This is a genomic window from Polyangium mundeleinium (assembly GCF_028369105.1).
Taxonomy (GTDB): Bacteria; Myxococcota_A; Polyangia; order Polyangiales; family Polyangiaceae; genus Polyangium; species Polyangium mundeleinium.
Window position 1 is genome coordinate 269,937 of sequence record NZ_JAQNDO010000001.1, and the last position, 18,148, is coordinate 288,084.

The window sequence follows — 18,148 nt, forward strand, 5'->3', positions numbered from 1 at the left end:
CGTGTTCCTCCTCAATCGTTGTGGAAAAGGGGAGACTCGAAGAGCGTGACGCACACGCCCCGCCATCCCTCGGCTGCGGCCGTGATCTCGCTGCCGTTCGGCGACGCGACGCTCGAAACCCCCGCGTCGTAGACGGCGCGCAGGTTCGTGACCATCGCATCGTCCGCGGTTACGCGCAGGCCGAGGAAGCGGAGCACGACGTATTGCAGGTTCTCCGTCACCTCGGCGTCCGTCGCGGTCCCGTCCACGGGCGCCTTCGGGAAGAGCGCGCGGGAAGCGCCCGAGCGCTTCATGTCGTTCTTCGCCATTTGCATGCAGATGTCGCGCGCCGCGTCCCCGACGAACTTGAGGTAGAGCGCGTTCGAGACCGTGCTCTCCTCCGTCGAGGTCTGGTAATCGGGCCGGCCGAGCGCCTTGCCGAAGGCGAGGTCGCTGAACCCGTCACGGTTGTTGACCCGCCAGAAGATCGGAGCGCCGTACACGTCGTTCCCGGCGACCTTCGTCATCGCGGCCTGGAGTGTGTCGATGCGCAGGCGCCGCACCCCGCGCGCGGGGCCCGGGAGCTCGCCGCCGCCGAGGTCTGCGGGGACCTTTTCGGTGTCGCCGTTCGCCGCAACCTCGGGTGTTTCCCAGGGCTCGGTCGTGCCGGCCGACGGCGCTTCTTTCGTGCACGCGGCCGCGGCGAGCGCGGCGAGCGCGCAGAGGTACGTGAGGCGAGACGCGCTCATGGCATCCTCCGGTAGGCGGGCAGCTTGACGAGGTCCCGGACCGCCTGACGAATGTCGTCGTGGACCCGGAAGTCCGCGGCGATCTTGGCGAGCGCGTCGCCCTCGTAATCACTCGTCGTCGGATCGAGGTTCGGCTCGCGTTTCATGAGGTACGAGAAGAGGTGCTCGGTGGCCACCTCGTGGAACCGCCCGCTCTCGATGTCGGCCTTCACCAGATCGGCCGGGCCCGCATCGAAATGCGGCTTGATCTCCGGATGCTCGTCGTCGGCATACTGGAGCGCCTTCAGCGTGTACGGCCTCAGATCGGGGTCCGTATCGTCCGGGATCGCCACGTAATGGCGGTCGCACCAGCCCGCGTTCTGCGGCGCGATGCCCTTGGCGCAGGCCTTGCGGGTCGGGTATTCGCGGGCGAAATCACGCAGGGACATGCTGCCGGCCTCCGTGAATTGCCCGAAATACGCGGCGATCGGCTCCAGCGTCAGGTGGCAGTTCCGGCAGACGCAGCGGCGCGTGAGGTCGTCGCTTTCCTTCGCGCAGTTCGTGTCCTTCGTGCTCGGCGGTTGGAAGTATTGCCCGAGGAACGCGATCCGGTACCGATTCGCCCGGCCGCGGTTCGTCTGGAAGCGCAGGAGGAACGCGGGCAGGGTCAAGAGCCCCGCGTGCGGCGCCTCGCGCTCCACCGCGACCCAGGTATCCACGTCCGTGAACGCGAGGTCGGGCAGCGGGCCGTCCGACGCCTGGTGCTCGTTCTGGGTACGCGAGAACGTCTGCCGCTGCGCGTGATACTTGAAGTAAAACGCGAGAGGTCCATTGTAATGAACGCGCTTCGTCGTGAGCAGCCCCGAATACGGCTGCTTCCCGTCCGTGTGCTCGTCGATGAGCCGGAGCATCTGCTCGCGCAGCGCGGCGTGCACGAGCGGCTGCACGACGCCGGCCGGCATGCAATAGCTGAGCTCCGGGCCGCAGCCGCAGGACTTCGCCTTGTTCGTGGCGAGCAGATGATCACACGAATGGGTCCCCGCGTCCGGATCCCCGGGCGGCAGGGTGTACGTCGCCGCTGTCTGGGCGTCGAACGCGCAGACCTTCACCTTTTTCGCCGGGTCGGCCTCCCAGTACGGATGCACCTCGACCCAGCCTTCGGCGGACCACGCGCCTGCGGCGTCGGTGCCCATGGGCTCGGTGATCGGCATTCCGGTCACGGGGTCGTAACCGAGGGCTTCCTGGGACTTGTTCTGGCAGGTATGCGTGCCGTCACCGCCGCGGAAGAGCGCGGACTTGCCCTGTCCGGGGACGTAATAGACCGGGCTCCCGTCGTAGGCGACGGTGCTCAGCGAGAAACCCACGTCGGCGAGGGCCGGGGCCGGGTTCGTCCAGAGCAGGCTCTCGTGATAACGACGTATCTGCACGCGGAACGCGTCGCTCGCGAGGTACTCGTCGAGCAACGCGTCGGGCAGCTCCGAGAGCCCCGCGACCGCGTCGTACTCGGCGACGTCGGGCACGGTCCCGCGTAGATCGATCGAGAGGCGTCGGAGCTGCCGTTCGACGGGGAGCTCCCGGTGCAAAAAACATTGCTCACCCTCGTCGGCGAGCGCCACGGAGGGCGCAGCCGCGAGGAGGGCAAAGCATAACACTTGCCAGTGTCGTTTGCTTTTCATGGGGGGTACGGCTCGGGGTCTGAGGGGGGCACCGCGGGCGCAGCGGGCCAGACTCCAGTGGAACCGAGCCATAACGCTTCGTCAACCATCTCTTGGGAGTGGGGACGAAATTTGTTATCCTGCCAGGCCGTGCTCGACTCCCTCCATCTACAGTCCCATCGAAGAATGCCGCGCAGGCACCTCCCGCATCTCGTCGCGATGCTCTCCGTGATCACAACGGCGGCTTGCGGCGAGGCACCTCCCACGAATGCCGGCCCGAGCGGCGGCCCGCCCGAGCTCGCCGTCGTCTATGGCGCGCCCACGACCTCGAACACCGAACCCGAGAGCGCCACGTTCACGATCGAGGGATACTCGACCGCGATGGGCAGCCAGGGCGCGCTCGTCACCGTGGGCACGACGACGGGCGTTTACGAGCTCGCGGCGGCGGGCCCGACGCTCCTGCCCATCGTCGGCGACGCGTCCGATTTGCCGAGCGAGACCGGCGCGGTGCGCGCGATGGTCGGGTATGAAAACGGCGTGCTCGTCGCGGCCGAGGCCGGCGTGTTTTTCACGCCGGGCGGCGTGCTCCAGCGATCGCTCGGCACCGCGGAGCTCGCGCCGCTCGGCATTCAGGCGATGCGCGCGCGTGTGGCCGACGACGACGGCGACGGCACGGCCGAGACGCACCTCGCGATTCGCGCGGAACAAGGCGCTTACGAGCTCGGCGGCGGCGCGCTCGTGGCGTGGACCGTCGAGGGCGAGGCGGCGAGGCCCACGGCCATCCTCGCGCAGAAGGAGCGCGTGTTTCTGGCGTATGGCGAACGCGTGTACGAGATTGACAAGGCGAGCGGCAAGGCGTACCCGCTCGTCTTCGACGTAGGGTTCGTCCGGGCGATGGCGTGCGGCAGCCTCGCGTGCGAGGACGGCTCGCTCGTGTATTTCGCCTCCGACGCGGGGCTCGTCGAGCGCTCGCCGAGCGGCGAGTATTCGCTCTATCCGCTCGCCGCCGAGGGCGGGTCCGCGATGGGGATCGACGCGTTCGCGCTCGACGCGAGCAAGCAGCGCCTTTATGCGCTCGCGGGCGATTGGGTCCTCCGCGTGCGCGCGGGCGAGGTGCCGGAGGTCGTGGCGACGCTCGGACCGGCGGAGGCGCCGCGCGCGCTCGCCGTCGACAAGATCGGCGACGTGTGGACGGGCGAGGGGAAGACGACGCGCAAGCTCGCGCTCGGCACGCCGCTCTCCTTCCTCACGGACGTGAAGCCCCTCATGCGCGAGTATTGCGCCGATTGCCACGCGTCGGCGACGCGCGGCGCGCCGAAGATCGATTTCGAGAACTACGACGTCGTGCTCGGCCTCGTCGACCGCGTGATCGCGCGCGTCGCCGACGAACGATCGATGCCGCCGCCGAACTACGAGAAGAAGCTCCCGGCGGACAAGATCGGGATCTTGAAGGAGTGGGCGATCACGAAGGCGCCTTGAGGCGCCTCACGGGCGATGGGTCCCGCGGGCCCACGAGACGGAGTCGTCAGGAACGGTACCGCGCGTCGTAGAGGAACGCACGCTTCGTCACGGCCTCTTTGCCGTCGGGATTGCGCACGACGACGTCGACCATCTCGCCATTCTTGCCCGGCGGCGTCTTGACCTCGAGTGTCGAGGCCGAGACGAACTTGACGCGCTGAGCTGGCTTGCCGCCGAAGAGCACGGCCGACTCGGCGACGAAGTTTTTCCCTTCGATGCTGACCTCGGTGCCGCCCTCGACCGAGCCTTTGTTCGGCGCCACGGAGTCGATCGCGGGGGCGGGCGAGGGGTCGTAGCGGAACGCATTCTTCACGACCGTGTTGCCCGCGTCGCCGCGACCGACCTCGATGTCGACGAACCCCGACGCGCGCGACGGCGGCGTCACGGCTTCGATCGTCGTGGTCGAGCGGACGACGGCGCGCTTCGGCGCTTGCCCGCCGATCCGCACGAACACGTGCTCGTCGAAATAGTCGCCTTCGAGGACGATCTTCGTGCCGCCGACCATGGGGCCATTGCGCGGCGTGACGCCGTCGACGCGCGGCGCCGGGCGTGATTCGTACGTGAACACATCCTCGCGGCGCACGACGACGCCGAACCTGTCGACGAGCTCGATCGCGACGAGGCCCGGCTGCGTCCTTTGCGGCAGCTCCACCTCGATCTCGTGCCGCGAGCGCGTCCGCGAAATGGCTCGCACCTCGCCGATGCGCACCACCGTATCCGCCTCGAAATTGTCACCGACGAGCCGGATCGTCTGCCCGCCCGCGCAATAGCCGCGGTCGGGGCGCACCTCGACGAGCAGCGGCGGCGTGGGCTCGGCCTCGTACGTGAAGGCGCCTTCGAGCTTGGTGACTTGCCCGTCGGGGTTCTCGATTTCGAGGTCCACCAGGCCCGGCTCGTTTGCCCGCGGCGTCACGAGCTCCAGCGACTCGGCGCTGCGGAACGTGACGGTCGCCTGCTTGCCGCCGAGGCGCGCCACGCATTGCGGATGGAAATCGACGCCCGTCACGGCGACGCGCTTCGAGCCGCCGACGAGGCCCGACGCGGGCGAGACCTCGCGCACGTACGGCGTCGCGAGCCGATAGGTGAAGAGCTCGGCCGCGAGCGCGGAGAGGCCGTCGGGGTTCGTCACGCGCAGCTCGCCGTGGAAGAGCTGCTCCTGCGGCGGCGTCACGAACCGGATGCGCGAGGGGCTCTCGAAGATGACCTCGGGCGCGCGGTTTCCGAAAAACGTGACGCGGCAGCCCTCCTCGAAGTTGCGGCCTTCGACCACGACCTCGGTGTCGCCGCGCGGCGAGCCTTCGAGCGGGGAGAACCGCTCGATCGACGGCCCCTCGTCGTACACGATCTGGATGACGGAGCGCTGCCCGTCGGGGTTCTCGATCACGACCTCGACCGACCCCGGCGCGTGCTGCGGCGCCTCGATCTCCAGCGTGAAATCGTCGAGCCGCTTCGGGTTCGTACAATCGTCGCCGTCGACGAGCACGCGGCAGCCGTCGGCGAAGTTCGCGCCGTAAAGCGAGATCTTCGTGCCGCCTTGGGTCGAGACCTTCGCCGGCCGCGCCGCGGTGACCACCGGCCCCGGCGCGCCCATCATCGGCGGCGGCGGAGGTGGCTCGGTCCCGCGCTTCTTCTCGGTGGCGGCGTCCTCGCCTTCGGCTTTCGTCGCGCTCTCGGTCGCTGCCGCTGCCTCCTTTTCGAGGTCGAGCGCCGAATGCATCTCCAGGCGCACCGGCGGCACCTCCACGAGGGCGGGCGGCGCGACGATCGCGGGTTTGTCGACGATCGCAGGCGTCTCCCCGGGCGCAGGCGTCTCCACCAGCGCCGACAGATCGGACGGCAGCGGCACCGGCGGGGGCGGGAGCGGGGGCGGCGCGATACGCGCGGGCTCCTGCGTGGCCAGCGTCGGCTTGTCCACGAGCGGCGGCGGCGCGACGCTCACGGGTTTGGCGCGGGGCTCCCATAACTCGACGTCACGCCCGTCCGGGTCCTTGAGCGACGCGAAGACGCCCGAGGGCCTTTCGAGGATCGGGCCCACGTCGATGCCGTCCTCGCGCAGGCTCGACGCGACGGCCTGGAGGTTTGGCACGCGCAGCGAGAGCGCGCATTCCCTGCGGCCTCGCGGGAGGGGTTCGAGCGCGAGGTCGACGACGAGCGAGGTCCCGCCCGTGCTCATCGACTCGTAGCGCCGTGTCCCCTCCACCCGATCGAACGAGAGCCCCGCGGCGCGCGCATAAAAGGCGCTCACGGCTTCGGGGTCCCCTGCGTAGAGGACGATCTTGCCGAGCCCGAACGTTGCCATCATCACACCCGAAACGCCCTTTCGCCGCGCATGGTAACAGAGCCGCGGGGGCATGGGAGGCTCTTCCCTTGACGGCGCGCGACAAGGCTGGCCTCCTCCGGGACATGTCATCGCTCGAATCGTATTTCCCGACACTCGACACGGCGCGCGCGCGGCTGCCGCTGCCGGCGGGGGAGCCGGTCTCGGTGGAGCGGCTCGCGATGCTGGTCGTGCACGCGGCGTTGATCCGGCGCACGAGCTGGGCGGAGGACGTGGAGAGCGCGCCTGCGGGGCTCGAGAGCGGCGAACCCCCGCCGCCCGACGACCTGGAGGTCCACCACCACGTGCGCATCGACGCGAGCCTCGGGGGCGGCGAATGCACGGCGTGCACGGCGAACCCGGGACAGCGGCGCTGCCGCATCTGCGGCGGCGCGGGCACGCTCTTCAACGGCAAGACGCGCTGCTCGTGCGACGAGGGATTCATCCCGTGCCCGACGTGCGGCGGCACGGCGGAGGCGAGCCGGGTCCGGCTCCGTTATTACACGGACACGCCGGCCTTCTTGAGCGAGGCCTACATGCCCACGCACATCACGGCGGTGCCGGCGCTCTTCGGGCTGGAGAGCCGCATGGAGCAGGACGTCCAGTTCCAGCAGGCGTTACCCGAAGAGCTGCGCTGCCACGACCTCACGGGCCGCGTCACCGGTTCGGCCTATCGCGGCGGCGAGAAAATCGTTCGGCCCGACTTCCACGGGCACGATTTCGGAGACGCGATCGACAAGGCGCTCGCGGGCCTCACGGCGATCGGCGCCGGCGCGAGCGTGGTGCGCCACGTGGTCCGGGCCTATGCGTGGCCGTTCTTGCGGCTCCAGTGGGGGACGGGGTTGGACGTGGCGATTTACGTGGACCGGATCGGGAGCCTCAAGGTGTTCGCGGGGGCCGGCGGCCTGCCGTCGCGCGATTGACGGCTCCCGTTCCACCCTGGAAACCCCCCCAAACTTTTCCCGCTCCCTGGAGCCGCGCTCTCTTGCCGGCCGGGCTGGGCGTCCACTATGACGCACGGCACCATGACCCGCGTGCTGACCGAGCTGATCGAGCTGCTCTCGCTGGAGAGGATCGAAACCAACCTGTTTCGGGGCCAGAGCCAGGACCTCGGCTGGGGCCAGGTCTTTGGCGGTCAGGTACTCGGCCAGGCGCTCTCGGCCGCCGCGCAGACCGTGCCCCCCGAGCGCCAGGTCCATTCGCTCCACGCGTACTTCCTCCGCCCCGGCGACGCGCGCAAGCCGATCGTCTACGACGTCGATCGCATCCGCGACGGACAGAGCTTCACGACCCGCCGCGTGGTGGCCATCCAGAATGGCCAGCCCATCTTCAACATGTCCGCCTCTTTCCAGATCGAGGAGGAGGGATTGGACCACGCGGACAGCATGGAGAACGTCCCCGGTCCGGACGGGCTTTCGAGCCAGCGCGAGATCTGGAGCCGCCTGGCGCACAAGATCCCCGAGCCTTTCCGTACCCGCGCCGTCGCCGAGCAGCCGATCGAGATTCGCCACGTGAGCCCGATCGATCCCTTTCATCCGGAGAAAAAAGAGGCCCACGAGGCCATCTGGATCCGCGCGGCCGGCGCCCTGCCCGACGATCCGGCGCTGCACCGGTACTTGCTCGCGTACGCGTCGGACCACGCCTTCGTCACGACGGCGCTACGCCCCCACGGCGTCACGTGGTTCGATTTCTCGATGCAGGTCGCCAGCATCGATCACGTGATGTGGTTCCACCGGCCTTTCCGGATGGATGACTGGCTCTTGCACGTGATCCACAGCCCGTCGGCGTCGGGGGCCCGTGGGCTCGTGCGGGGCAGCGTCTTTTCGCGAGATGGTCGGCTCGTCGCGTCCACCGCCCAGGAAGGGCTTTTGCGTCGGCGAACGCGGGGGTAGGGGGCCCTTCTGCTCTCCGCGTTCTCTCCGGGGCCTGCGCTCACGCCTCCGCGTCTCTCCGACCGGCCCGAGCACCCCGCAGCCCGTCCGTTGCCACCCGCCGATTCCGGCCCGTTGTACGGCGAGCGATCCATCCTCGGAGAGCCCTCGCAGCGTCGTCCTGAAGCCGACCACCTTGTTCCCGGCGATCGTCACGATTCTCCGCCGCCCACCTCGATCGACGCCGTCACGCCGAGCGCATCAAGCTGCCTTTTCACGGCCTCGGCGAACGGCTCCGGCTTCTGGAAGCCCTTGAACACTACCATTCTCGCCGTCAGCGCCTCGGTGGCATAACAAAACAACGAATAACCGCCCTCAACGCCTTATCGGCATCCCAGCAGAACTCGGCAAGACCCCGCAGCGAGCAATCGACCGGGCGCACACGTGCTCAACGCCTTATCGGCATCCCAGCAGAACTCGGTTCGCGTCGCCCATCGGAGTCTATGCCCTGGAAGGCACGTGCTCAACGCCTTATCGGCATCCCAGCAGAACTCGGCCACAGTTCGGCGGCTGGGCTCGTCGGCTCGGACGAGGCGTGCTCAACGCCTTATCGGCATCCCAGCAGAACTCGGCGTCCTGCTCGCCTACGACGAGCGGCTGCGCGGCAGGTGCTCAACGCCTTATCGGCATCCCAGCAGAACTCGGCGAGCACGCGCGAGCGCGTCGGCACCGAATTCGATCGGTGCTCAACGCCTTATCGGCATCCCAGCAGAACTCGGAACGGAATCAAGTCATCCAAGGCATCGTCGAGGTGTGCTCAACGCCTTATCGGCATCCCAGCAGAACTCGGAACGTGGGCCGTTGGCTTCAATCGCACACGCGAGGAGTGCTCAACGCCTTATCGGCATCCCAGCAGAACTCGGAGGTAGCGTTCCCGTCCACGACGCGCCCTCCAGTACTAGTGCTCAACGCCTTATCGGCATCCCAGCAGAACTCGGCCTACCGTGATGTCTGCCAGCGTGTTTTCGGCTCGGAAGTGCTCAACGCCTTATCGGCATCCCAGCAGAACTCGGATTGTGCCGCTGGCCGTGAACAACAATGCGATGTTGTGCTCAACGCCTTATCGGCATCCCAGCAGAACTCGGTCCGTTACGGGCAAGCCGTTGCGTTCCAGTTGGTCGAGGTGCTCAACGCCTTATCGGCATCCCAGCAGAACTCGGTCCCCACCCCCGTAGCCCTGGAAACTCCACGGGAATCTGGACCCCTTTGCAAGCACCTTCGCTCCTACCGGCTCCTCGCCCTCTCCACCGTGCTCCACCACCGCGCAACCCTCCGTCTTCACGCCTCTTCTCTCTGATCAAGCACCTCCGCGCCTCCATCTTGGTTGTCAAACACCAACGAGATCGGACACTTGACGCTCTGCATGGACCTTCCCGGGGGCCGGTTGGTACCCACCCCCGGAGATCCTTGATCCGCCCGATCCCTCCGTCCACGCTCCTCCCCTCCTACACGATCTTGGCCGGGGCGTCATCCACCACCCACACGTCCTTCCGGTTTCGCATCACCATCCTCGCCACGCATGCCGAGCACAGCGGCACGAACAGAAGACTGTCCTCCGCGTCCAGCACCTTCTCCAGCTCCCACCGCAGCTCCTCCAGCCGCCGCACCGACAGCCAGCACCGGAACACCGAGTATTGAACCCGCGTCCCGTACCCCCGCAGCACCTTGTATCCCTTGCGCCATCGCTTCGGATCTCGGATGTCGTACGACACCAGATACCATGACTTCGCCTCGCTCATCGCGCCCTTCTTTCCCCCGCGGCCTCACCGCAGCCTGAATTTCGCGAACAACCCCGGCGCCCCGCACCACTCCTTCTCCAGGAGCCTCGCCTCCAGCTCGATCATTCGGCCGTACGACAGCGAATACCCCACCACCGAATGCTTCCACTCCTCCGCTCGTCGCCGCTCGTACACCTCCACGAGCTTCCGTTTCCCCGCCGCGCTCAGCCATATCCGCGGACCCGTCACTGAAAAATCTTCCTCCGGGTCCCATTGCCCCCGCCGGATCGACCCCAGCACCGCCATGTCCACCAGCGGCACCCGGAACAGCTCCATCAGGTCCAGCGAGAGCGGCGGCGCCGAGCTTCTCGGCCGATGATAAAACCCGAACGCCGGCTCCAGCCCCACGCTCGTCAGCGCCGTCGTCACGTCCGAAAGTAGAAGCGCATAACCGAACCCGAGCAGCGCGCTCACCCGGTCTCGCGGTGGCCTCCGCGTCCGCCCCGCGTACCGCAGCCGCTCATCCACCTCCCCGAGCAGCACGTTCCACGTCGAGAAATACGCCGCGGCCCCGGCGCCCTCGTTTCCGAGCAGCTCCTCCACCGTCCCTGCGGCGTGCGCTCCTCGAACCGCCCGCCGCATCCCGTCGAGCATTTCCTCCACCGCGGCCGGCCTCGCCCTCTCTCCTCGCGTCGACCGCAGCACGAACCGGAGCTGACCTTCGAGCTTCGCGCCCACCAGCCGCCGCGCCAGATCCAGCGCGAAGCCCTCTTTTCCGAGGGCCTCGTATTGACGGATGCGCCGCTGCACCGACCCCGCCCCGGCGGAGAGCGAACCGATGAACCGCCCCCCTGTCGTCACCCATGACACCCCCACCTCCCGCTCCGCGCAGAGGTGCAGCGCTTGCGTCGAGATCTGCGCGCCGCCGTGCAGCACCACGTGCCTCGTCGACCTCGACGGCACGCGCGTCTCCTCGCCCTCGCGTGGCGTCACCACGAGCTCGTCACCACTTCGGCCCACGCGCGCGCCGTGCGTCGTCACGTGCAGCGCTTGCCGGTCATCGTCCTTGGGTGTGAGACGCGGAGGCTCGCGCGCCTCGTCTTTTGCCAGCCGCTCCTCCTCTGGCAGGCATACCGGCGCGAGCGAGCAATGCGTGCAGAGCCGCTCGTTTGGCGTCACCGGCGGCCGCTCCACCGTCCCGCGCAGCGCCCTTCCTCGCTGGATCGCCGCGCGCACCTCCGCCCGGAGCGCCTCGTCCACCGCGACGCGCACGGTCACGTTGTCCGCGTGGTATCGCAGCCGCCCCTCGGGGACGACCTCGCCGGTCGCCTCCTCCACGAGCATTGCGTAGGCCCCGACCTGCAATCGATCCGAGGGCCACGCTTCTGGCGCCTCCTTGCCCTCGCCCCGCTTGCAGCGCCCTCGTTTGTGCTCGTAGGGGATCCACCGCCCGTCGCGCCGCCGCAGCGCGTCCACCTCCCCGCGCAACCCGAGCGCTTCGCTCTCCAGCACGAACCTCTCCGAGGGCCCGTCCCCCTCCTCCCGCGCGAGCTCCGCGTGCAGCGTCCGCCCGGCATACACGCGCGCGTCCGCGACGCGGATCTCCTCCACCTCTTCCAGAAAAAACAATCGCTCACAATACGCGAGCGCGTGCAGCGCCATCACGCGCAGCGGCGCGCCGTCCCCCGAACCATCCATGTGGAACCTCCCCGTGAGGAATAGGTTTTACTGGAGGGTACGGGCGCTTGCGGCGGAGGCCAAGTTTGTCGGCGGGGTTTGTCAGGGAGCCCAGGGCGTCCACGTCCACGCCTCGTCGGGCGGGAACGCACACGCCTCCTCGATCGGCGCGAAGAGCTGCGACGTCGTCCTGCTGCTGTCCTCGCGGTCGATCCCGATCGTCAACCGGCACGAACCTCGGCGCGGCCGGTCTCCCGGCGCGAGGGGCGTGTACCAGCGCGCCACGACGGGCGTATCCAGCGCCTCGATCCGATCGAAGAGCAAGTTGTTATCGCCCGCGAAGGGCAGGCCGTACCGTGCGTCCGCCAGCTCTCCCCGCAGACCTCGCCGCACCCGCTCGCAGAGCGCCGCCTCCGCCTCGACCCCGATCATTACGTCGAGGTCCACGACGAGCTCCCGCCGCGCCGGCGCGATCCAGTATTTCGCCCCGTGCGTCCGCGCCTTGTGCTCCTGCCCCGACGCCCCCACGGGATACGAGTGGAGCTGCTGATACAAAGTCGCCGTCTCCGTCGGCGAGACAGCCCCGATTGCGATACGCAATCGCGGCACGTCCCTCCGGATGCGCGTCGTCGGCGTGGGCTCCGGGTCGCGCATCTCGATCCCCGCGCAGTTCAGCACGAGCCCGAATGCGGCCGACGGCGGCATCGTCGGCGCGCTCGGCCGGTACACGCCTGCCTGCATCGCCCGGTACGCCGCGAAGGGCGCGCGTGCACGCAGCCAGAGCCGCTCCATCACGCCTCCCCGAAGGCCGCCGCGCCGATCTTTTCGAGCAGCACCTGCGGGTTCTCGAAGAGCCGCGCGCCCTCTTTCTTCAGCCGCTCCTTCTCCTCCGCCTTCATGCCCCGCACGATCTCCCCGCCGATCCACATCTCCCGACCCGGCAGATCGTCCGCGTGGATACGCGCGAGCTCCGCGAACTTCCCCTCCGCGTCGAAGCCGTACGTATCGAACCCGGCGACGAGCCTCGGCGACAGCCGCGCCACGATGCTCCGCGGCGCCATCTCGAAGTACGCGCGCGCGTGTCCACCCGCCACGTTCGACAGCTCCCCGATCGCCCGCAGCAGAGCCTTCGTCCATGCCTTGCCCTCCTTGGCCTTCAGGCAATCCTCGATCGAGAGCGCGAACGGATACTGGTAGGCGGTGTGATTCACCTCCCGGTGCAGCAGCGCGGACGTCGTCGCATTCTTCCAGGGGCTCGCTCCGGCGTTCAGGGGCGATTGATGAAACGTCGCGTCGAAACGATACGGCGACGTCGCCACGGCGAGATTCATCCGCAGCACGCTGTCGCGCTTCGCCGGGCGCTTCTCCTTTTTCATCGTCGCGCCGTCGGCGACCATGTAACCGAACAGGAAATCGTCCGCGTACGCCTCCGCGTTCGGGAAACTCTTGAACTCCACCGCGAGCTGATCCTCGTCGTGCAGCCTTCGCCGGTTCATCGGCAGCTCGTATCCTGCGAGGATCTCCCGCAGCGCGTTGCGCATCGACTCCGGGCTGATGACCGTGTACTCCTCGTTCTTGCGCGTAATCTTCTGGAGGACCGTTCGGTTCTCCTCGCTCTCGCCCCTGTAATTCGAGCTCGGCGCGGCGTAGGTGAGGACGGTGGCGAACAGATTCAATCGCTGGGACATGATCAGGACTCCTTCGCGGGGATGGACCAGGCGTTCGCGGAGAGGGCGAGCAACGTCAGCGTGCGGACTTTGCCTGTGTCGCCTTGCAGGGCGTGCGTGAGCCGGCTGTATCGCTTCGTATCCAGGAATTGAGGCACCGAGCAGAGCGTGCCGGCGAAGTACGAGACGAAGTCCTGCTCGGGCCTCGCCCGTACCGCGAGGAACGCCTCTTTCGCGACCTTCTCCTTCTTCTCCTCGTAGTCTTTCTTGGATTTCTTGCCGGCCTTCACATCCTCCCAGGCGAGGTTGTATTTGGCCTTCAGCTTCCCGCGCACGTAGCCGCTGACCACCGCGTACACGATGGCCTCGATGCTGTCGTCTCGCGTGTTCTCCGGTGTCTCGTTCTCTTCTTGCATCTCTGCTGCCTCGTTCGACGTGATCTCGAAATACTTGCGCGCGTCGTGGCGGAATGCGTTTGAGCCGAATGTCATCGTGGAGAGCGGGCTCGTCGCGATGAGACGATCGAAAGCGACATGGCGCGGACGGCCGTGGATCAGGTTCGAGAGCCAGACCTGGCGGAAGGGCGGATGCCTGAACGCCTTGCGGTTCCGCGCGTAGTGGTCGACCGTGTCCGCGTCCGGCTCGACCCGCGACGACGAGAGCACACGCACGTTGTTGCCCTCCTTCGTCACGTGATGGACCTCGTAGCCGAGCACGAGATCCGCCGTGTCTTTCCTCCCTTCCCGTGCGGCAATTCGCTCCCGGAGACGCCTCGCCGTGTCGAGCGCCCCCTCGATCGCCAGATCCAGCACGGCCGCCTCCGGCAACGATTTTCCGATGGCCCGCGTCTCGCGAGCTTTCAGCACGTACGGTAGCTCCTCGCAGAACGACGCGAGCGCGGCCACGTCGGGCACCACGATCGCGTACGGCACGTATTCGCGTTTCCCGTCCTGTGGTTTCACGTGCGCAGGGACGTAGATCGACGCGACGAAGGGCCAGAAATGCAGGAGGAATTGATACCGCGCTCGATCGAAGAACGGCACCCCGTCCGCCGAATTCGCCTGCGCGCCCAGGTAATACGTGCTCGGCAGCCGCACCGCGTGCTCCGGCGGACGGCACAGGTCCTTCCACGTATCCTCGGCGAGCCCGCACGCCCTCTTCGCCGCGCGCTCCTCGAATGGCGCGCGCGTCGCCGGCACGCCGCGGAATGTCTCCCACAACATGCGCCGGAACAGCGCCGTCCACTCCCCGCCTTTCGAGCCGTTCCCCGAGGGGTCATACGAGACGAGCCACGCGCCGCTCGGCACGATCCTCGGGTACACGTAATACGTCTTCGTCTTGACCTTCCCCTTCTTGTCGACCTCCTCCTTTTGCACCTCGCGGATCGGCGCTTTGTTTTTCCACGGGCTCGGGTACTCCTCCTCCTCGCTCGCCGCCTCGTATGTCGCGTCGAGCAGGCTCCCGAGCCCCGCGAGATCGATCAAAAGCGAAAGGCCCGCCTCGTCGATACGCGTGATCCGACACGTCCCCGCGAAGCCTCCCGGCTGCCCTTCGAGCCAGCGCACCATGAGCACGAGCCCGGCGAGCCCCGCCCGGTGTTGCGCCGAGGGCAGCTCCGCGAGCGACCATTCCAGCGCAAGCACCGAAGGCGCTTCGTCCTTCTTCGCCGCCTTGCCCCGCGACGCTTTGGCGTTCGTCGTCTCCGTCATGCCTTCCCCTTCGCCGCTTCGGCCAGAAAGCCAATCCGCTCGTCGTACGCCGCGCCGTCCGCGACGCCGTAATACCCGGGCAACCACGAGGGCCGACCCTCGCTCGGGAGCACCGACGTGAAGGGCACGGGCACCACGAGCCCATCGAGCGGCTCCCTCGCGCGGTAGAGCGCTCGCGCCTCCTCCAGATCCCCGTCCAGGATGCAGGGCCGCGAGCGCTCCTCGATGTCGCGGAAGGTCCCCGGCGTCGCGTAGTACCCCTCGTGAAGGAACCGCGCCCAGGCGTCGGGCATCCGCTCCGCGTTCGCGTGGATCTCGAACAGCCCCGCGAGCAAGCGCTGGCTCGTGTCGCCCGACCCGATCGCGTCGAGGAAACGCTTCGTTGCGTCGAGCTCCGACGCATCGTACGGAAGCGTGTTTTCGGGCGGCACGACGATCACACGCGCGCGGAACGCCTCGCCTCGCGCGAGCTTCCGGTTGGCTCGCCCGAACCGCTGCACGAGCGCCGGGATCGGCGCGAGCTCCGTGATCAGGAGGTCCGCGTCGAGGTCGAGGCTCATCTCGCAGACCTGCGTCGTCACGGCGAGCGCCGCCTGGCTCTCCTGCTGGAACGCCTCCACCGTCGCTGTGTGGACCGCTTGCCGATCGCGGAGCTTGAAGCGGCTGTGATAACAGAGCGGCGCCGCGCCGAGCGCCGCTTCGAGCTGGCGCGTGAGCACTTGCGCGCGCCGCACCTGGTTGACGACGCAGAGCACGCGTCGACCTTCGCGGAACGCGTTCGCCGCGATCTCCACGCAGGCGCTCGTGTTCGCCGCCTGCTCGATCCGGTAGCGCGGATGCCCCTCGGCCCGCTCCAGATCCTCGAGCTCGGCGCGGTGCTCCTCGCGCGGGTACGTCACGAGCCCTCGCGCTTCGAGCGCCCTCCGCCGCGCGGGCGGCAGCGTCGCCGTCATGCAGAGGACGGGCACGTCGAAGTGATCGAGCAGCGCCAGCAGGGCCTCGAACATGCGCGGATCGAAGCTGTGCACCTCGTCGATGATCACGGCCGCGTCGGCGAGCACGGGCACGAGGCACAGGCTCCTGTACGCGTGCTCCAGGAAGCCGAGGAATTGATCGACCGTCGCGCTGAAGTACGTGCGCGACCAGAGCCCAAGCGCGAACAGCCGCTCGTCCGCTTCGTTCAGGTGGTGCCGCGTGGCCTTGTCGTGATCGGCGGGGTTGTCCCGCATCGCCTCGATCTCGTAGCGGCTCGACGCGTGCACGAGCGCGCCCTCTCCTTCCGGCGCCGCGCCCACGTAGTCGCGGAAGCCTTCGGTCGCGGTGCCGCGCGTCGGGTAGAGGAAAACGACCCGCCCGATGGGCCGCGTGCGTGCTTGCGCCTCGGCCCACTTCCACGCGGCGAGCGTCTTGCCCGCGCCGCACGCCGCGCGAAGGAGCGCGCGCGGGCCGAGCTCCGCGGCGGCTTCCTGAAAGCGATGCGGTTTGTAGGGCTGCCGCTTCTCGATCTCCTGGATGCGCGGCGCGATCACCGCGGCGTGGATCTCCTCCGGCGTGAGCGCCGGGCGCCGCGCGACCTCGTCGATCCATGCCTCGAAAGACAGCCCTTCCCGCACGACGGCCGAGGCCACCGCGTCCGCCGCGATCAAGCCGGCCTTCGTCGCGAGCAGGAGCGCGCGCCGCGCGCGGGACGCCTCGTCTTGTGCGCGCAGCGCCCTCTGGAGCGCCTTCGCGGCGTCCCTTCCGCGCTTCAGCGCCTCCCCAAAGGGTGGCGCATGGCTCCATCGTCGAGCGGGCAACTCCGGCGCATCGTCGAGCGAAAGCAGCTCGCGGACGCGCGAAAGGATCGCGCGGACCTCCGCGTGCTGGAGGTAAAGCGCGACGCTCTTCTTGCCGTCTTGCGGCTCGCACCAACGGTGGTCCCCGTCCTGACCCGCCTTCACGTGATGCGAGAGCACGGCGGCCGTGACCACGTCGTGATCGAGCGCGGCGTTTTTTGCGAGCCACGCCTTCACCTCGGGCAGGTGCAACACGAGCGCGGAGAGGTGCTCGTGCCGCACCGTCTGCGGCTCCGTGCGTGTGCGCGTGACGGCCGCGAGGAAATCCTCGTTGGCCTTGCCCAGGTCGTGAAAGAGCGCGGCGACGCGCAGGTGCAGGAGGAAACGCGGGCGCGCCTCCTCGGCGATCCGAAAGAACCGACAGAACGACGTCCCCCAGCGACTCTCGGGCCCGAAGAGGCGCGCGGCGGCGCGCTCGGTGTCGTTCGCGTGCGCCTCCAGCGTGACCGGATCACGCCCGCTGCGAATGCTCTTGGCGAGGAGCCTGTCCGGGCTCCCGCTCACGCCCTCGCCTCCCTCCCGACCGGCCCGAACACCCCGCAGCCCATCCGTTGCCGCCCACCGATCCCCGCCCTTTGCACGACGAGCGATCCTTCCTCGGAGAGCCCTCGCAGCGTCGTCCCGAAGCCGACCACCTTGTCCCCGGCGATCGTCACGATCCTCCGCCGCCCCACCTCGATCGACGCCATCACGCCGAGCGCATCGAGCTGCCTTTTCACGGCCTCTGCGAACGGCTCCGGCTCCTGGAAACCCTTGATCACCACCATTCTTGCCGTCAGCGCTTCGGCGGGCCGGAGCGGATACACGCGGGACACGCCGACGTGCACGCGATATCCATCGACATCGAGCGCCTTCCCCGCGAGCGCGAGCACGCGCGGGATCTCGGCGGGCACCACGCGCAATTGCAGCGAGCCGCGCCGTGGATGCAACGCGAGCAATCCATCCGGCCGCGGGATCCCCCCGAGCGGGTGCACCGCGAGCCACGATGCGCCGTGCAGATCCCCGAGCACCCGCGCGAGGGCGCCGAAGAGCGCGTACCCGTGATCGCGTGGCACGAGCGTGCCTGCGAGCGGGAAGACGATGTCGACACGGTCGGGCGGCGAGGACGGCGCGGACAGAGTCACGTGCAGGCTCCGTGGGCTGGAAGGGTACGCGTGCAACCCTATCGGAAGCCTGCCGCTCATGGATACAGCAACTTTGCGCTCCCCTTGTCGCCCTTCACGGCCGCGGCGCGTCCCCCCGTTTCCCCGCCTCCTTCCCCCTCGCCACGCGGCGACCCCCTCGCGCAAGGTCCACGCGCGTCCCTCGCCCCGTGGCGACCCCCTCATGCAACGCTGACCCGTCCCCCTCGCCACGCGGCGACCCCCTCCTGCAACGCTGCCCCGTCCCCCTCGCCACGCGGCGACCCCCTCCT

General features: G+C 68.4%; 13 protein-coding genes, 1 pseudogene and 1 CRISPR repeat array. Of the genes and pseudogenes, 3 read left to right on the forward strand and 11 right to left on the reverse strand.

The features are described from left to right. Nucleotides 1–11: 11 nt before the first annotated feature. Both POL67_RS01135 and POL67_RS01140 read right to left on the reverse strand, forming a co-directional pair. On the reverse strand, nt 12–728 hold the full coding sequence (locus POL67_RS01135; RefSeq protein ID WP_271914603.1) for a hypothetical protein: 717 nt from the start codon (nt 726–728) through the stop codon (nt 12–14). Further along, entirely contained in the window at nt 725–2,383 is a 1,659-nt protein-coding gene (locus POL67_RS01140; protein WP_271914604.1) for a hypothetical protein, read from the reverse strand. The genes POL67_RS01135 and POL67_RS01140 overlap by 4 nt, the downstream gene beginning before the upstream one ends. Nucleotides 2,384–2,548: 165 nt before the next feature. On the opposite strand from POL67_RS01140, the gene POL67_RS01145 reads away from it, so the two are divergent. After that, nucleotides 2,549–3,841: a hypothetical protein gene (locus POL67_RS01145; RefSeq protein WP_271914607.1), complete on the forward strand. Its 1,293-nt coding sequence runs from the start codon at nt 2,549–2,551 to the stop codon at nt 3,839–3,841. Nucleotides 3,842–3,887: 46 nt separating this feature from the next. Here the strand turns inward: POL67_RS01145 and POL67_RS01150 are convergent, their stop codons facing one another. Then, nucleotides 3,888–6,233 (reverse strand): IPT/TIG domain-containing protein, encoded by a 2,346-nt coding sequence (locus tag POL67_RS01150; protein WP_271914610.1) that lies wholly within the window; start codon nt 6,231–6,233, stop codon nt 3,888–3,890. A gap of 14 nt (nt 6,234–6,247) precedes the next feature. Between POL67_RS01150 and POL67_RS01155 the strand changes: the two genes are divergently transcribed. Beyond that, complete coding sequence (locus POL67_RS01155) at nt 6,248–7,120, forward strand: hypothetical protein (protein WP_271914613.1); 873 nt, start codon at nt 6,248–6,250, stop codon at nt 7,118–7,120. A 102-nt stretch (nt 7,121–7,222) separates the two neighbouring features. Continuing rightward, nucleotides 7,223–8,089 (forward strand): acyl-CoA thioesterase II, encoded by an 867-nt coding sequence (gene tesB, locus POL67_RS01160; protein WP_271914617.1) that lies wholly within the window; start codon nt 7,223–7,225, stop codon nt 8,087–8,089. 120 nt (nt 8,090–8,209) lie between these two features. On the opposite strand, the pseudogene POL67_RS54065 reads toward tesB, so the two are convergent. From POL67_RS54065 to cas6, 8 genes and pseudogenes are all read right to left on the reverse strand, one after another. Next, nucleotides 8,210–8,394: pseudogene (locus POL67_RS54065) on the reverse strand (type I-MYXAN CRISPR-associated protein Cas6/Cmx6); the annotation flags it as partial. Between the two features lie 44 nt (nt 8,395–8,438). Continuing rightward, a CRISPR array of direct repeats spans nt 8,439–9,288; the repeat unit is 38 nt; unit sequence AGTGCTCAACGCCTTATCGGCATCCCAGCAGAACTCGG. A 285-nt stretch (nt 9,289–9,573) separates the two neighbouring features. After that, entirely contained in the window at nt 9,574–9,867 is a 294-nt protein-coding gene (gene cas2 / locus POL67_RS01165; protein ID WP_271914619.1) for a CRISPR-associated endonuclease Cas2, read from the reverse strand. A 24-nt stretch (nt 9,868–9,891) separates the two neighbouring features. Continuing rightward, nucleotides 9,892–11,544, reverse strand: a complete 1,653-nt coding sequence (locus POL67_RS01170; protein WP_271914621.1) for a type I-MYXAN CRISPR-associated endonuclease Cas4/Cas1 — start codon at nt 11,542–11,544, stop codon at nt 9,892–9,894. An 81-nt stretch (nt 11,545–11,625) separates the two neighbouring features. Continuing rightward, nucleotides 11,626–12,315: a CRISPR-associated protein Cas5 gene (gene cas5, locus POL67_RS01175; protein WP_271914624.1), complete on the reverse strand. Its 690-nt coding sequence runs from the start codon at nt 12,313–12,315 to the stop codon at nt 11,626–11,628. Further along, a complete protein-coding gene (gene cas7i, locus POL67_RS01180) occupies nt 12,315–13,211 on the reverse strand; it encodes a type I-B CRISPR-associated protein Cas7/Cst2/DevR (protein ID WP_271914627.1) in 897 nt (298 codons plus the stop codon). The genes cas5 and cas7i overlap by 1 nt, the downstream gene beginning before the upstream one ends. Before the next feature lie 2 nt (nt 13,212–13,213). Continuing rightward, entirely contained in the window at nt 13,214–14,899 is a 1,686-nt protein-coding gene (gene cmx8 / locus POL67_RS01185; protein WP_271914628.1) for a type I-MYXAN CRISPR-associated protein Cmx8, read from the reverse strand. Beyond that, complete coding sequence (cas3, locus tag POL67_RS01190; protein WP_271914631.1) at nt 14,896–17,238, reverse strand: CRISPR-associated helicase Cas3'; 2,343 nt, start codon at nt 17,236–17,238, stop codon at nt 14,896–14,898. The genes cmx8 and cas3 overlap by 4 nt, the downstream gene beginning before the upstream one ends. Beyond that, complete coding sequence (cas6, locus tag POL67_RS01195; protein WP_271914634.1) at nt 17,235–17,858, reverse strand: type I-MYXAN CRISPR-associated protein Cas6/Cmx6; 624 nt, start codon at nt 17,856–17,858, stop codon at nt 17,235–17,237. The genes cas3 and cas6 overlap by 4 nt, the downstream gene beginning before the upstream one ends. Between the last annotated feature and the right edge of the window lie 290 nt (nt 17,859–18,148).

Bases quoted from the DNA above. Each gene is read 5' to 3' on its own strand.
- cas7i (WP_271914627.1), bottom strand. From the start codon at position 13,211: ATGTCCCAGCGATTGAATCTGTTCGCCACCGTCCTCACCTACGCCGCG.
- tesB (WP_271914617.1), top strand. From the start codon at position 7,223: ATGACCCGCGTGCTGACCGAGCTGATCGAGCTGCTCTCGCTGGAGAGG.
- POL67_RS01170 (WP_271914621.1), bottom strand. From the start codon at position 11,544: ATGGATGGTTCGGGGGACGGCGCGCCGCTGCGCGTGATGGCGCTGCAC.
- POL67_RS01135 (WP_271914603.1), bottom strand. From the start codon at position 728: ATGAGCGCGTCTCGCCTCACGTACCTCTGCGCGCTCGCCGCGCTCGCC.
- cas2 (WP_271914619.1), bottom strand. From the start codon at position 9,867: ATGAGCGAGGCGAAGTCATGGTATCTGGTGTCGTACGACATCCGAGAT.
- POL67_RS01145 (WP_271914607.1), top strand. From the start codon at position 2,549: ATGCCGCGCAGGCACCTCCCGCATCTCGTCGCGATGCTCTCCGTGATC.
- POL67_RS01140 (WP_271914604.1), bottom strand. From the start codon at position 2,383: ATGAAAAGCAAACGACACTGGCAAGTGTTATGCTTTGCCCTCCTCGCG.
- POL67_RS01150 (WP_271914610.1), bottom strand. From the start codon at position 6,233: ATGCCCCCGCGGCTCTGTTACCATGCGCGGCGAAAGGGCGTTTCGGGT.
- cas5 (WP_271914624.1), bottom strand. From the start codon at position 12,315: ATGGAGCGGCTCTGGCTGCGTGCACGCGCGCCCTTCGCGGCGTACCGG.
- cmx8 (WP_271914628.1), bottom strand. From the start codon at position 14,899: ATGACGGAGACGACGAACGCCAAAGCGTCGCGGGGCAAGGCGGCGAAG.